This window comes from Anaeromyxobacter sp. SG66, assembly GCF_022690805.1.
GTDB lineage: Bacteria > Myxococcota > Myxococcia > Myxococcales > Anaeromyxobacteraceae > Anaeromyxobacter > Anaeromyxobacter soli.
This window is the reverse complement of record NZ_JALCZC010000102.1, coordinates 1-14,623: the sequence shown is the minus strand read 5'-3', so window position 1 is coordinate 14,623 and position 14,623 is coordinate 1. Positions and strand designations below refer to the sequence as shown.

Below are 14,623 nucleotides of genomic sequence, written 5' to 3'. Positions count from 1 at the left end.
GGCAGACTTGTGCTCGCGGACCACGCGCCGGACCTCCTCGAAGGCGCCCTGGCGGAAGAACCATGGGACTCACTCCGAGAGCGTATCGCTGCCGCTCAGGTGTGCTGATTTGAGGGGATCCGTCAGGAGCTCGGCAGGCGAGTCGAAGATTCTCGAACGTGGACGGTCCCCCGAGGGCGGCGGGCTGGATGTGGTCGAGCTCGAGCTTCCAGCGGCTGTTGCAGCGGCAGCCGTCCGGGCCGACCCAGGCGCAGCGCCCGCCATCGCGCGTCCACACTGCGCGGCGCACTATCGCCGGGATCGTGGTCCTCGTGGCCGGCGGCTTCGCCGCGGTCTTCTTCGTCGTGGCGGCATTCCCGGCCTGCTTCGCTCCCTTCGTCTTCCGCTCCGGCGCGACCGCGCCCTTGCGCTTGCCGTGCTTCTGGATGGCGCAGCGGATCGCCTCGTGGAGCACCGCCGCGAGGTCGCCGTCCGGGACCTTGTGCGACAGGAGCGACCGGAGCGTCTCGAGGTCCTCCTTGCAGGCGCGGTCGAGCGTGACCCGGAGAGACCAGTGGCTCTCCGAGACGGCGAGTGTCTCGGCCCTTCGCTTCGGCTGCGCGACGGGGGGCGAAGGCGCCGGCAGCGCGTCGGCCGCAGGGCCCGGATCGAGGGTCGGCTTCGCGGTGCCGGGCTCGGTCGCCGTCTCGGCCTGTCCTGCATCGGACGCCGGGAGCTGCAGCGCTGCGCTTCCCGCGGTGGGCGCGCGGTCGGTGAGCTTGCGGAGGCCAGCACGCGGAGCGGTGCGCGCCTGGACGGAGACGACGAGCTGCTCGACCTCGGCCCGGGTCCGGAAGGCGGCGCGAGCGAGGAGGTCGTCCACGTTCTCCTCGGTGAGCACCTGGCCGAGGAGCGCCACGGTGGACAAACACAGACGCCCATCGCGCAGCGGAGCCTCGAGGATCGGGAAGCGGCGCAGCACCCGCATCGCCTGGATGCGCCGGCCGGCGGCGCCCTCGCGGAGGTGAAGCGCCTCCAAACAGTACGCCCAGAGGGACGCATGGCCGACCTCGACGAAGGCGCGGCGCCGATCGAACTCGTCGAGGTGCAGGAGAAAGTCGACCTGGACGTTCCGTTCCTCTCCGGCGAGCTCGCGCAGGCGAAGGGCGAGGACATTCGACTCGAGAGCAGCGGGGGCGAGCGCAGACATGGGGTGCACCTCCAGTACACCCTTCGTAGCACGCGATTTCCGGAGCTCCGGAGACGCTCCAGGCTCGCGCCTGCGCGGCGCTATTCGCTGCACCCTCGTCGATGCCTTTCCTCGGTCTCCGCGCGTGACACGCGCGAGGCGCGTGCGCGAGAGCGGCCCTTCCGCGCCGGTCCAATGCCGGACCGCGATCGAGGCGAGAAGGCGTCAACGGGAAATGTTTCACCCACCGCATCTGGGACGCCTTGCCTCGTCGCGAGAAGAGCCGCGGCACCGGCCGGCACTACCGCTGGCGATAGCTGTCACCCAAGGTGAATACGGTCGACCTCGAGCTGCGGAGGCGCCTTCGAGAAGTCCGCGTGCACCCCGCGCGAAGTCACGCCGTCGCTGTGCCCGGTTCGACACTACGAGACGCTCGCCTGCGCCCCCGCCTTCCCGCGTTCATCGGGGTCGAGCACGAGCGCGCGCGCCGACCCCGTCGATGCCCCGAATCCGCCATGCGCACGGAAGCCGTGGTAACACCCGCCGCTCGTCCGGCGAGTACCCGCACTTGTGACGAATGATGAGGGCTGCGCCCCGCCCCACCCCTGCTCGCCGGGTCCCGTGCGCCACCGCGCGCGGCTTCGCCGCTGTCGCGATGGCGCCCCGGCTTTGCTCGCTTCGCTCGCACGGGGAACGGCGCGCTGCTCCCGCCGAGCGAAGCTCGGCGGGGCCCTTTCGACGAGAAGGGCCATTCCCTCCGGAATGGTCATGCCTCCCGGAATGACCGCTCCCGGACGCCGCGCAGCGCGCGTCCCTGCGCGCCCGCGCGCGCTTTCCCTCGAGCGCCGATGACGATCGGAATGGCCCTTCGCGCGCGCCCGCCCGGCCCGATGGGCCGTGGCACGCGCCCCGGCGTGCATTTCTTCGACTTTCGCCGGATCGGCGCTCCCGGGCACATCGCGTGCTGTGGAGGAGCGCGCTCCCGTCCTCTCGTGGCGCGGCGCGACGGCGGCGCGGCGCCGCCAGGAGGAGGCTCACGTGAAGCGTCTCGCTCGCAGCCTTTACCTGCAGGTCCTCGTCGCCGTGGCGCTCGGCGCCCTCGTCGGCCACCTCGCGCCGGCGACCGGCGCGTCGATGAAGCCGCTCGGCGACGCGTTCATCAAGCTCGTGAAGATGCTCATCGCGCCCATCGTGTTCGCGACGGTGGTGACGGGCATCGCGAAGATGGGCGACCTGCGCAAGGTCGGCCGCGTGGGGCTGAAGGGCCTCCTGTACTTCGAGGGGCTCACCACGGTCGCCCTCGCCATCGGGCTCGTCGTCGCCCGCTTCGTCCAGCCCGGCGCCGGCATGGACGTGAACCCCGCAACCCTCGACGCCAAGGCGGTGGCCACGTACACCGCCGGCGCCCAGCAGCACGGGACGATCGACTTCATCATGAACGTCATCCCGAAGGACGTGGCCGACGCGTTCGCGAAGGGCGACATCCTCCAGGTCCTGCTCTTCTCGATCCTGTTCGGCATCGCGCTCGCCGGGCTGCGCGAGACGGGGAAGCCCATCCTCGAGTTCATCGACGTCCTCTCGGGGGTGCTCTTCAGGATCGTCGGCATGGTGATGCGGCTCGCCCCCATCGGCGCGTTCGGCGCGATGGCGTTCACGGTCGGGAAGTACGGCGTGGACACGCTCCTGAGCCTCGGCAAGCTCATCGCCTGCTTCTACGCGACGAGCACGGTGTTCGTCGTCCTCGTCCTCGGGCTCGTGATGCGGAGCTGCGGGCTCGGCATCCTCCGGTTCCTCCGCTACATCAAGGAGGAGATCTTCGTCGTGCTCGGGACCTCCTCGTCCGAGTCCGCGCTGCCCCTCATGATGAGGAAGATGGAGCGGCTCGGCTGCTCCAAGCCGGTCGTCGGCCTGGTCGTGCCGATGGGCTACTCCTTCAACCTCGACGGGACGTCGATCTACCTCACGCTCGCGACGCTGTTCGTCGCCCAGGCGACGAACACGCACCTCTCGCTCGGGCAGGAGCTCGAGATCCTGGCGGTGCTGCTCCTCACCTCGAAGGGCGCCGCGGCGGTCACCGGCGGCGGCTTCATCACGCTCGCCGCGACCCTCTCCGCGGTCGGCACCATCCCGGTGGCCGGCCTCGCGCTCCTCCTCGGGATCGACCGCTTCATGTCGGAGGCGCGCGCCATCACGAACCTCATCGGGAATGGCGTCGCGTCGGTGGCGGTTTCCCGCTGGGAGGGCGAGCTCGATCTCGCCCGGGCGCGCGCGGTCCTCGCGGGCGCCGAACCGGTCGACGCCGCGGAGCCGACGCCGACCCCGGTGCCGCTCCTCGAGGAAGTCCCGCTCACCGCGGCCGAGGGCTAGCCCGCCGGCGCATTCGCTCCTGGAGACCTCATGAAGCAGCTCATCTCGATCCTCTCGCGCCTGTGGAACGGCCTCTGCGAGGCCGACCGCCGCACCGCGCTCCGCAGCACGCCGGAAGTCCCCCGCAAGTAGCGGCACGGAGATCCCGGCGCGGACGCCGGCGGTGGCCCTCCCTCCGGCCGCCGCCGGCGTTCGCCTTTCCCGCTCCCAGGGCGACGACCCTCCCGCGGACGGCGCCCGCGACGGGCGGGCGATACACTCTGCGAGATGGAGCGCGGCGCCCGGTGGCACGAGCGGCTCGGCGCGGCGGCGGCGAACGTCCACCGCTGGCTCAGGGCGCGCGAGCTCGTCACGCTCCTCCTCGTCGCGGCGCTCGCCGGCGGCGTCCTCACCTTCGTCGAGATCGCGGAGGCGGTGCGGGAGGACGAGACCCGCGCGATCGACGAGAAGATCCTCCTCGCGATGCGCAAGCCCGGGGACCCCGCGGATCCCCTCGGCCCGAAGTGGGTCGAGGAGACCGGGCGGGACCTCACCGCCCTCGGCGGCGTCCCGATCATCAGCCTCGTCACGACCGCGGTGGCCGCCACGCTGTGGCTCGCCGGGCGTCGCCGCTCCGCGGCCCTGCTCGCCGTCGCCGTGGTGGGCGGGGCGATCCTCTCGTTCGCGCTGAAGCGCGGCTTCGACCGGCCCCGCCCGGAGCTCGTGCCCCACGGCACGTGGGTCTACACGTCGAGCTTCCCCAGCGGCCACTCCATGCTCTCGGCGATCGCCTACCTGACGCTCGGCGCGCTCGTCGCGCGCGTGCTCCCGCGGCGGCGGCAGAAGGCGTTCGTCCTCGGGTGGGCGCTCCTCTTCACCGGGCTCGCCGGCGTGAGCCGCGTGTACCTCGGCGTGCACTGGCCTTCCGACGTCCTCGCCGGCTGGACCGTCGGCGCGAGCTGGGCGGTCGCCTGCTGGCTCGCGGCGGACTTCCTCGATCGGCGCGCGCGCAGGCGGAAGGACGCCGGCGTGGAGGACGACGAGCGTCCTTCGAGGGTGCAGCGGGGGTGAGAGGAGCACCTACCGGGGTGTCGCCGCGCCAGGTGTGCGGCGCGTTCACGCGCCCGCCCGCCGACGCACGCGCGTAACTCGTTGATCGCCCTGCGCTTCGCGCCGAGGTCGGCGCTGGTCCGCGCCGTGCACCGATGAGAGCTCGCCCGGCACCCTCTTCCCCGGACGACTGCTCGGAGGTGCTTCCATGAGACCCGGCCGCCTCGCCTCGCTCGCCACCCTGACCGCCCTCCTCTCGACCGCCTGCGTGACGACGTCCACCACCTCCACGACCTGGGGCGAGGGGTCCTCCCAGCAGTGGGAGCGCGTCGGCTACGTCGCCTCCATCCGCGAGACCGTGGAGCGGCAGCAGGGGAACCCCGGCGCAGGCGCCGTCGCCGGCGCGATCATCGGCGGGATCCTCGGCAGCGCCGTGGGCGGCCACACCTACTACGACCGCTGGGGCTACGCGCACCACCACGGGAGCGGCGCCGGCGCGGTCGCGGGCGCCGTCGGCGGTGCGGTGGTCGGCGCCGCCGCGAGCCAGGGCGGCGCCGAGCGGCGGACCTACGAGGTCTTCGTCCGGTTCGACGACGGCGGGACGGACACGTTCGTCTACGACCAGCCCTACGACTTCCGCGTGGGCGACGAGGTCCGGCAGACGGCGCGCGGCCTCGAGCGGACGCGCTGAGCGATCACACGGGGACGTTCACCCCGCGGCGCGCGTGAAGAACGTGCGCACGACGCCGGCTCCGCCCGGCTCCGAGTGAGCCACGCACCCGACGGCGCGCGCCCGCTCGAGCAGCGGACCGGGCACGAAGGGCGTCACGAGCTCGAAGACGTCGCCGGGCGCCAGCACGGCGAGCTCCTGCATGATCTCCTGCACCGGGTGAGCGCCGGACGCGAGCATCGGCCGCGCGTCGAGCCGCCGGGAGACGGACGCGCCGTCGAGCCACGCCGGGCGCGGCTCCGCGTGCGCGGCCGGGGCGTGGACGTGGGCGTGCGCCGGCTCCGGCGCCGGGGATCGGCCGGCCTCCGCGTGCGCGGGGCAGGCCTCGACGGGCCGCGCGGCCTCCGCGGCGGCGCGAGCGCCGGACCACGACAGGAGCCGCTGCTCGCCCTTCAGCGCCCGCTTCTCGGTGAGGTCCTGGGTCACCTCCAGGCAGCCCAGATACGCGCCGGCGTCGTCCCGCAGCGCGCGGTACTCGATGTGGACGAAGCGCCCGTGGAGCTGCCAGAAGGCGGCGCGATCCTGCGTGCCGGCGCGGAAGCTGGCGAGGATCTCCTCCACCGTCCCCACCGACGCGGGCGGGTGGCAGAACTGGACGTTGCGGCCGATGACGGCGCGGCTGCGCGAGAAGACCCGGTCCTTGCCGTGGCTGAACCAGCGGACGCGATCCTCGGCGTCCACGAACGTCGCGTCGAGCGGCAGCGCGCCGAGGATCGCCTCGAGCTCGGCGGGGAGGAGGCTCCCGGTGGGCAGCCTCACGCGCGCGCCCGGCGCCGGCGCGTCGTCCCCCTCGGCGGACGCCGGGCGCCAGCGCGCCTCGGGCTCCACGAGGCAGTAGCCGAGCTCGTCGCTCTGGCGCGCGATCTCCCACCACTCGCGCTCCTCGAGGACGTCGAGCGACATGGGCAGGAGGATGTTCTCCTCCTTGTCCACGAGGTCGCGGATGGCGCGCGCGAGCGGGCGCAGCGCGCCGCCCGCGATCGCGCGAGCCGTGACGGGGTCCTCGCCGGCCGAGGCGAGCGCCGCGAGCGCGCCGCGCAGCAGCGCGCGCGTCTCGTCGTGCTTGCCCCACATGACCTGGGGCGGACCGGTGATGCCGTGCCGCTCCAGGAACGGGAAGAGGAGGTGCTCCTTGCGCTGATAGTGCTTCTCGACGTCCGTGAGCGCGTTCACGCGCACGCGCGCTTGCAGGAGGTGCACGCCCACGGCGTCCCCGTTGACGGCCGTCTCGAGCGCCTCGGCGACGTGCTCGAGCGCGTGGGCCTGCTTCGCGAGCGCCGCGTTCTCCTCGGAGAGCACGCGCGCGGGGTGGCCCGGCGGCGGCGTGCGGGCGCCGGAGAGATCGATGCCGCCCTGCAGCGCCGCCGAGTGAAGGTGGCAGAGCCGCGTCATCTCCTCGGGCCGCAACCCCTCGGCGATGAGCTCCTGCTCCACCTCCACCACGAGCCCGTACGGCACCTGACCGAGCAGGCGCTGGAGCTGCCGCTGCACCGCCTCCGGCGCCACGCCGTCGTGGAGCTGAAGGATGAGGTGCTTCAGGAGGTCCTTCCGAGGAGGGGCGCCCGTTTCGATGAGCTCGCTCATGACCGATGTGAAGAGCAAGGTTCTCGCCAGCCGCCGAACCGGTCGGGATCACGGACTTTTCAGCCGGGGCGCGGAGCTCTTCACCCGGATTTCGTTGCCGCCTTCACCGCCATGCGGGTGAACCCTCCCACCGGTGCGCGCTGCCGCACGGACCCGGCGCCACTAGGGTTCGATCTGGAGCACCGTGCCCGGGGAGCGGGAGCATGAAGCAGCTGTTCGGCGGCGACTGGCTTGCGGGTCCGGTTCGTGACGCGCTGCGAGAACGCGCGATGGTCGAGCAGAGCCTCCCCGCGGCGACGCGGTCCGTGGTGGTGGACGGCGTTCGGGGCTGGCTCTTCCCGGTGACGACGGTGGCGGGCGATCCGTTCCAGCTCTTCCTGTGGTTCGACGGCGCCGTCTACCAGGTCACCGTCGCGAGCCCCGACGTCTCCGGCCATGACCCGCACGCCTGCCACCTGTTCCCGCACGGACGGATCTGCCTCTCCGCGGACCCGGCCGGCGGCATGCCCACGCTCGAGGCCGCCTACGCGAAGAGCGTGCTGTGGGCGAACGGCTTCAGCGAGTTCCAGCGCACGGGGAAGTTCCCGTTCTGACCCTCGGAGGAGACGCCATGTCCGATGCCACCGTCGCAGACCTACGCGAGCTGTTCCTCGACGATCGCCGCACTGCCGACACGCCGCCGCGCGAGCGGCGACGCCGGGTGTTCGTCGATCCTGCGGGCCGCATCGTGATCGGGGATCGGGTCCCGCGCGGCGACGAGGGCCAGTCGCTCTCCGAGATCCACCCGGCCGTCTTCGCCGCCCCACTGCGCTGATCCACGTGCGCGTCCTCGACGCGGTGCTCCGCGCCATCGGGGAGGAGCTCGCGGTGCACCCCGCGGAGCGCGGCGGGGCGCTCGTCGGCCCCCGAGGCGTGTCCCTCGTCACGCAGCTCGTCCCCGATCCGGAGGGGGCGGCCACCGAGGCGAGCTACCGCCCCTCGCGCGCGCTCGACGCGCGCGTGAAGGCGCTCGAGCGCGAGGACGGGCTCGAGCTGAAGGGCATCGTCCACTCCCACCCTCCCCTCCTCGACGCGCCGTCCGCGCAGGACGCGGCGGAGCTCGCGGAGGGGCTGCGCCGGAACGGGCACCTCGCGACGTACCTCGCCCCGATCGTCACGCGCTGCGATCCCGGAAGTCGCCTGGCGCCCCACGAGCTCGCGCTCTCCCCGCCCGGCAGCAAGGTCTCCTTCTTCGGCGCCTGGCGCGCCGGCGAGGACCACGCGGCCGTCCGCCCGCTGCAGGTGACCGTCGTGCCGCTCCTGCGCGACGCCGAGCGGCTCGCCCGGGCGATCGGCGGCGAGGTTGGGGGCGTCGGGCTGGTGGACGTCGCGGCCGCGGGCGACGCGGCGCTCCCCGCGGCCCGGCTGCTCGCGGGCGGGCTCGAGCTCCTCGTGGTCGTCGGGGACGGCTACCCGGCGCTGCCGCCGCTCGTGCTCGCCACGAACGCCGACGGCGAGACCGAGCAGCTCGAGCTCGGCTGGTCGCTCGCCCTCGCCGAGGAGGACCGGCTCGCCGCGGCGGTGCGCACGATCCTCCTGCCGCCCGGCCCTTACCGCGCCGCCTTCGGGCCGCGCGGCGGACCGGCGCTCACCGCCGACCGCGAGCGCGCGCGGCTCGCCGGGTGGGGACGGCTCCTCACCCGCGGCGATCCCGCGGAGGCGGCGGCGCGGCTCCGGGACGCGCTCTTCGCGCGCAGCGCGGGGCTCGTCTCGGCGGCGCTGCGCGAGCGGACGGTCCTCGTCGCCGGCTGCGGGTCGGTGGGGTCGTACCTCGCCGAGGCGCTCGCGCGGAGCGGCGTCGGCGCGTTCGCGCTCGTGGATCCCGAGTCGGTGGAGGCGCCGAACCTCTCGCGCACCGGGTACGAGGTCGGCGATCTCGGCCGGGCCAAGGTCGAGGCGCTCGCCCGGCGCCTCCTCGCCGTCCAGCCCGCGGTCGGCCTCTCGCTCCACGCGACCGCGCTCGACGCGCTCGGGCCTGCCCCGCTCGACGCGCTGGTCCGGGCGGCCGACCTGGTCGTCGCGGCCACCGACGATCCCGCGGGCCAGCGCCTGCTCGACCGGTTCGCGTACGCGCGCGGGCGGCCCGCCCTCTTCGTGGGCCTGTACGCGGGGGCGCAGGGCGGCGAGGTGGTGATGACGGTCCCCGGCCGGACGCCCTGCTACCTGTGCGCGACGCGCACGCGCGGCGCGCTCGCGCGGGAAGGCGGCGGCGCGCGCGAGATCGACTACGGCACGGCGCGGCTCCACGGCGCGCTCGCGATCGGGCCGGACGTGCACCACGTGGCGAGCGCCGCGGCGAAGCTCGGCCTCTCGCTGCTCCTCGCCGGGAGCGGCGCGCCGCTCGCGGCGCTCGCGGAGACCGCGCTCTCCGACGGGACGCCTTACCTCACGACCTCCACCGTCCCCGGCTACTGGTTCTACCCGCAGGTGTTCGGGGACACCCCGGGGCAGCACGCCTACCAGAGCGTGTGGCTCACCCCGGCGCCGCGGCAGGACTGCCCCGTGTGCGGGGATCCGTCGGGCCGGGTCGATCCGCTCGACGTCCCGCTGCGCGGCCCGCGCGCGGCGTCCTTCGCGGGCGTGCTCCGCGACGGCGAGCCGGCCGGCTCGTAGCGTCGCCCTCGACGCGCTCAGCGCGCCGGCGGCTGGATGTGCGACTCGTCCTCGAGCGCGGGGACGATCTTCTCCTGACGCGCCTTCGTCTCGCGCGTCGCGGCGCCGCTGCAGATCGGCGCGAGCGTCTCCGCGAGCCGGACGAACCCCGCGATCTCGCGCTCGAGCCGCCCCGCGAGCCCGGCGTCCCGGAGCCGGCCGTCGGCGTCGAACGCCTCGCCCGCGTGGGGGAGCGCGAACATGTCGGGGAAGACGAGCGCGCCGCACCCCTCGAGCGGGATGCGGGTCTGCCACAGGCCGCGGATCCCGCCCATCGGCGAGGGCGACGCCGAGAGGAGGTACACGCTCCTGCCGCGCCAGGGCATCGGGCGGGCCCGGGACACCCAGTCGATCGCGTTCTTGAGCGGCCCGGCGATCGAGTAGTTGTACTCGGGCGCCGCGATGAGGATCGCCTGCGCGGCCTCGACCCGGCGGTTCAGCTCGAGCGCGCCCGCGGGGAGGCCGCTCGTCCGGTCGACATCACCGTCGTAGAGCGGCATCTCGAACTCCGAGAAGCGGGCGAGATCCACGTCCGCCCCCTCTCGCCGCGCGATCTCGCACGCGAGCGCGACGAGCCGGTGGTTCAAGGACTCCTTCCGCAGCGACGCGGCGAACGCGAGCAGCCTCATGGTGACGCCTCCCGGGCGCGCCCCCCTGGGCGACGGGGGGCTACGCCGCGAACTGTCGTTCAGGCCCAGCGCTCCATCACCACTCGCGTCTCCGTGTAGAAGCGGACCGCGTCCTCGCCGGTCGCGTGCAGGTCACCGAAGAACGAGCTCTTCCACCCGGCGAACGGGAAGAACGCCATCGGCGCGGCCACGCCCACGTTCACGCCGATCATCCCGGCCTCGACGTTGCGCCTGAAGTACGCCGCCGCCTTGCCGCTCGTGGTGAAGATGCTCGCGGCGTTGCCGTAGCGGGAGCGGTTCGCGAGGGCGACCGCCTCCTCCACGCTCCCGGCCCGCACGGTCGCGAGCAGGGGCCCGAAGATCTCGTCCCGGGCGAGCGTCGAGTCCGCCGCGACGCGATCGAGGATGGTGGGGCCGATGAAGAACCCGTCCCCGCCGGCGGTCGCCTCGCGCCCGTCCACGACGAGCGCGGCCCCCTCGGCGAGCCCGGCCTCGATGTAGCGGCGGACGCGGGCGCGGCTGTCCTCGCGGATCACCGGCCCCATCGCCGAGTCCGAGGCGAAGGGATCTCCGACCCGCGTCGCGCGCGCCTCGGAGGCGAGCCGCTCCAGGAGCGGCTCCGCCGCGCCGCCCACCGGCACGAGCACGCTCCCCGCGAGGCAGCGCTGGCCCGCGGCGCCGAACGCGGAGCCCATCACGGCCGAGACGGTCAGGTCGAGGTCGGCGTCGGGCAGCACGAGGAGGTGGTTCTTCGCTCCCGCCATCGCCTGGACGCGCTTGCCGCTCGCCGCCGCCCGCGCGTAGACGTGGCGAGCGACCCCCTCCGATCCCACGAACGACACCGCCCGCACGAGCGGGTGGTCGAGCAGCGCGTCCACGGCGTCGCGGCCGCCGTGCACGACGTTCATCACGCCGGGCGGGAGCCCCGCCTCGTTGAAGAGCTCGGCCAGCCGGAGCCCGGTCGAGGGCGTCCGCTCCGAGGGCTTCAGGACGAACGTGTTCCCCGCCGCGACGGCGATGGGGAACATCCAGAGCGGGATCATCGCCGGGAAGTTGAACGGGCAGATCCCCGCCACGACGCCCACCGGGACGCGCCAGGTGTGCGAGTCCATGCCGCGGGCGATCCCCTCCACCGTCCGCCCCTGCGCGAGCGTCGGCATGCCGCAGGCGAAGTCCACGACCTCGATCCCGCGCCGGACCTCGGCGCGGGCGTCCGGGAGGAGCTTGCCGTTCTCCCGCGAGACCGAGGCGGCGAGCGAGTCCTGCTCGCGCTCGAGGAGCGCCTTGTAGCGGAAGAGCACCTGGACGCGGTCCGGGACCGGGATCGCGCGCCAGCCCGGGAACGCGGCCGCCGCGGCGCGCACCGCGGCGTCCACGTCGGCAGGGCCGCAGAGGGGGACCCGCGCGACGGTGCGGCCGGTCGCCGGCTCGAGCACGGGCGCGGTCTCGGTGGCCGCCGCCGGGCGCGCCGCGCCGTCGACGAGGAGCGGGAGCGGAGCGGGCTCGGAGCCCGCGCGGCCGGGAGAGGACGACACGTTCGGGGCCATGACCTTCGACCTCCAGCCTCCTCACTTCACCGCGCCGACGGTGAAGCCGGCGATGAAGCGATCGAGGAACAGGTTGTAGACGACGGCGATCGGCAGGCTCGTGATCAGGCAGGCCGCCATGAGCGAGCCCCAGTAGTAGACGTCGCCGCGCACCAGGTAGATGGGCACGCCCACGCCGACCGTCTGGTGCTCCGCCGAGGAGATGAACGTGAGGGCGTAGACGAACTCCTGGGTCACGAGGGTGAAGGAGAAGATGACCACCGTGAGGATCCCGGACACCGAGATGGGGATGACGAGCTTCACGAACGCGCCGAAGCGCGTGAGCCCGTCCACGAGCGCCGCGTCCTCGAGGTCGCGCGGGATCGCCTTGAAGAAGCCCATGAGCAGCCAGATCGAGAACGGGACGGTGAAGGTCGGGTAGGTGACGATGATCGCCCAGAGCGTGTCCTGCAGCCCGAGCCAGGAGACCACGCGCGACATGGGGATGAAGAGCAGCGTCGGCGGGACGAGGTAGGTGAGGAAGATCCCGATCCCGAGCTGCTGCCCCCACTGGCCGGTGAGCCGCGCGAGCGCCCAGGCGGCGGGGACCGCCAGCACGAGCGTGATCGCCACGACCGCCGCGCCGGCCACGGTGGTGTTCCAGAACCAGCGCAGGAAGAGCGTCTCGCCGAAGAGGAGCCGCAGGTGATCGAGCGTGGGCGCCGCGTTGAAGACGAACGGGTCGTGCTCGACGTTGTACAGGTCGCTCGTCTGCTTGAACGTCGTGATCGCCATCCAGTAGAAGGGGAACGCGAGCAGCACCGCGAACCCGATCACGATGAGCCAGCGCCCGAGGCGCGTGAGCGGCGATCTCCGCGGGCCCGCCATCGCTACACCACCTCCGCGCGGTGGGCCACGCGCAGCATGAGCGCGGCGACCGCCACGAGGATGGGGACGAGGAACATCGAGATCGCCGCCCCCTCCGCCAGGTCGGAGCCGAGCACGCCGGTCTGGAACGCGAGCGAGGGCAGGACCTGCGTCGAGTCGTACGGCCCGCCCCGGGTGAGGATGTAGACGACCGTCATGTCGGTGAAGGTGAAGACCACGCCGAACAGGACGGCCACGTTGATGATCGGCCGCATCATCGGGAGCGTGATCTCGAAGTGCGTCCGCCAGAAGCCGGCCCCGTCCACGGCCGCCGCCTCCGGGAGCTCCTTCGGGATCGAGGTGAGCCCGGCGAGCAGGATCACCGTCGAGAACGGGATCATCCGCCACGAGTGCACCGCGATGACCGACGCCATCGCGAGCGCCGGCCGACCGAGCCACATCGGCGGGTCGAAGAGGTTCACGAGGTGCATCTTCGCGAGGACCCAGTTCACGACCGAGTAGATCGAGTCGAGGATCCACTTCCAGCCGATGGCGCCCAGGCTGATCGGCGCGACCCAGGGCAGCAGGATGAGGAACCGGACGAGCCCGCGCCCGCGGAACCGCTCCCGCAGCGCGAGGGCGAGCGCGTTGGCGCAGACGATGACGATCACCTGCGAGACGATCGTGAACACGAACGAGTTCACGAGCGCCCGCCGGAAGCTCGGGCTCTCCACCACGCTCCGGAAGTTCTCGAGGCCGACGAACTCGTAGCCCACCGACCCCACCGTCACGTCGCCGACGCTGTAGAGGAAGGCGAGCACGAGCGGCAGCCCGAGGAGCGCCAGGATGTACACGAGCGCGGGCGAGAAGAGGGCGACGCCGAGCCGGGTCGCGCCGCTCACCCGGCGGCGCCGGCGGGGCGCCTCCCGCTCGAGCGCGGCCCCGGTCACCGCCACGACAGCTCCCGCGGGGCGGCGCGCTTGCCGGTCGCCCGGTCGAAGAACTTCACCTCGCTCGCGGGGACCGCGAAGTCGTGAGCCTCCCCCTCCCCGAGGGCTCCGCTGGCGGCGGTGGCGACGCGCGAGACGACCTTCCGGCCGTCGAAGCGGCCGCCGTCGATGACGCCGTGCAGGACCCGCTCCGAGCCGAGGAACTCGACGAGCCGGATCCGGAGGCGGATCGGCGCGCTGGGGCCGCGGACCATCGCCGCGGGGACGACGCTCTCGGGCCGGAACCCGGCGATGAAGTCGGTGTCCTCGACCAGGTTCATCGGCGGCGAGCCGAGGAACGTCGCGACGAAGGTGTCGGCGGGCTCGTCGTAGACCTCGTGCGGCGTCCCGATCTGCCGGACGATGCCCTTGTTCAGCACCACGATCCGGTCCCCCATCGCCATCGCCTCGACCTGGTCGTGCGTGACGTAGATGGTCGTGGTGCGCACGCGCTTGTGGAAGGAGGTGAGCTCCTCGCGCGCGGACGCGCGCAGCTTCGCGTCGAGGTTCGAGAGCGGCTCGTCGAGCAGGAACACCGTCGGCTCTCGCACGAGCGCGCGCGCGAGCGCCACCCGCTGCCGCTCGCCGCCGGAGAGCTCGCGCGGCTTCCGGCCGAGGAGGTGGCCGATGCCGAGCAGGCCCGCGGCCCACTCGACCCGCTCGCGGCGCTTCGGCTTCGGCACGCCGTGCGCCTTGAGCGGGAAGCCGATGTTCTGCTCGACCGAGAGGTGCGGGTAGAGCGCGTAGCTCTGGAACACCATGGCGATGCCGCGCGCCCGCGGCGGCAGGTCGGTGACGACGTCGCCGCCGATGAGCACGTCGCCGCGCGTGGGCTCCTCGAGCCCGGCGATCATCCGGAGGAGCGTCGACTTGCCCGACCCGGAGGGGCCGAGGAAGACGAGGAACTCTCCGTCGCGGGTGACGAGGTCGACGTCGTTGACGGCGCCTTCCTCGGCCTTCTTGAACACCTTCGTGAGCCTGCGCGTCTCGACCACCGCCACCGGGCCCTCCGATCTCACGGGGGCTGCCGCCCCCGCCCCGCC

The 14,623-nt window shown here is 73.3% G+C and carries 13 protein-coding genes; 6 read left to right on the top strand and 7 right to left on the bottom strand.

What is annotated here, in order from left to right; genetic code table 11:
- On the bottom strand, positions 1-1,189 hold a 1,189-nt coding region (locus MNZ39_RS19735), incomplete at its 3' end, for an HNH endonuclease signature motif containing protein (RefSeq protein ID WP_242340797.1).
- A gap of 1,017 nt (positions 1,190-2,206) precedes the next feature.
- On the opposite strand from MNZ39_RS19735, the gene MNZ39_RS19730 reads away from it, so the two are divergent.
- From MNZ39_RS19730 to MNZ39_RS19720, 3 genes are all read left to right on the top strand, one after another.
- Positions 2,207-3,535 (top strand): dicarboxylate/amino acid:cation symporter, encoded by a 1,329-nt coding sequence (locus tag MNZ39_RS19730; protein WP_242340796.1) that lies wholly within the window; start codon positions 2,207-2,209, stop codon positions 3,533-3,535.
- Positions 3,536-3,802: 267 nt separating this feature from the next.
- Entirely contained in the window at positions 3,803-4,585 is a 783-nt protein-coding gene (locus MNZ39_RS19725; RefSeq protein ID WP_242340795.1) for a phosphatase PAP2 family protein, read from the top strand.
- 187 nt (positions 4,586-4,772) lie between these two features.
- Positions 4,773-5,255, top strand: a complete 483-nt coding sequence (locus tag MNZ39_RS19720) for a hypothetical protein (protein ID WP_242340794.1) — start codon at positions 4,773-4,775, stop codon at positions 5,253-5,255.
- An 18-nt stretch (positions 5,256-5,273) separates the two neighbouring features.
- On the opposite strand, the gene MNZ39_RS19715 is transcribed toward MNZ39_RS19720, so the two are convergent.
- Positions 5,274-6,878: a DUF438 domain-containing protein gene (locus tag MNZ39_RS19715; RefSeq protein WP_242340793.1), complete on the bottom strand. Its 1,605-nt coding sequence runs from the start codon at positions 6,876-6,878 to the stop codon at positions 5,274-5,276.
- 269 nt (positions 6,879-7,147) lie between these two features.
- On the opposite strand from MNZ39_RS19715, the gene MNZ39_RS19710 reads away from it, so the two are divergent.
- Genes MNZ39_RS19710 through MNZ39_RS19700 form a run of 3 tightly spaced genes read left to right on the top strand, consistent with a single transcriptional unit; the run spans position 7,148 to position 9,530 of the window.
- Positions 7,148-7,471: a hypothetical protein gene (locus MNZ39_RS19710; RefSeq protein ID WP_242340792.1), complete on the top strand. Its 324-nt coding sequence runs from the start codon at positions 7,148-7,150 to the stop codon at positions 7,469-7,471.
- Between the two features lie 17 nt (positions 7,472-7,488).
- The gene (locus MNZ39_RS19705) at positions 7,489-7,692 is read left to right on the top strand and encodes a hypothetical protein (protein ID WP_242340791.1); all 204 of its coding nucleotides are present in this window, start codon (positions 7,489-7,491) and stop codon (positions 7,690-7,692) included.
- Positions 7,693-7,697: 5 nt separating this feature from the next.
- Positions 7,698-9,530, top strand: a complete 1,833-nt coding sequence (locus MNZ39_RS19700; protein ID WP_242340790.1) for a ThiF family adenylyltransferase — start codon at positions 7,698-7,700, stop codon at positions 9,528-9,530.
- 17 nt (positions 9,531-9,547) lie between these two features.
- On the opposite strand, the gene MNZ39_RS19695 is transcribed toward MNZ39_RS19700, so the two are convergent.
- Genes MNZ39_RS19695 through MNZ39_RS19675 form a run of 5 tightly spaced genes read right to left on the bottom strand, consistent with a single transcriptional unit; the run spans position 9,548 to position 14,581 of the window.
- Positions 9,548-10,198 (bottom strand): NADPH-dependent FMN reductase, encoded by a 651-nt coding sequence (locus MNZ39_RS19695; protein ID WP_242340789.1) that lies wholly within the window; start codon positions 10,196-10,198, stop codon positions 9,548-9,550.
- Positions 10,199-10,257: 59 nt separating this feature from the next.
- Positions 10,258-11,745: a CoA-acylating methylmalonate-semialdehyde dehydrogenase gene (locus MNZ39_RS19690; protein ID WP_242340788.1), complete on the bottom strand. Its 1,488-nt coding sequence runs from the start codon at positions 11,743-11,745 to the stop codon at positions 10,258-10,260.
- A gap of 21 nt (positions 11,746-11,766) precedes the next feature.
- Positions 11,767-12,612, bottom strand: coding sequence for a carbohydrate ABC transporter permease (locus MNZ39_RS19685; RefSeq protein WP_242340787.1), 846 nt, complete (start codon positions 12,610-12,612; stop codon positions 11,767-11,769).
- A gap of 2 nt (positions 12,613-12,614) precedes the next feature.
- A complete protein-coding gene (locus MNZ39_RS19680; protein ID WP_242340786.1) occupies positions 12,615-13,547 on the bottom strand; it encodes a carbohydrate ABC transporter permease in 933 nt (310 codons plus the stop codon).
- Positions 13,538-14,581 carry an ABC transporter ATP-binding protein gene (locus MNZ39_RS19675; protein WP_374202553.1) on the bottom strand — a complete coding sequence of 348 codons (1,044 nt, stop codon included), beginning with the start codon at positions 14,579-14,581 and terminating at the stop codon, positions 13,538-13,540. The genes MNZ39_RS19680 and MNZ39_RS19675 overlap by 10 nt, the downstream gene beginning before the upstream one ends.
- Between the last annotated feature and the right edge of the window lie 42 nt (positions 14,582-14,623).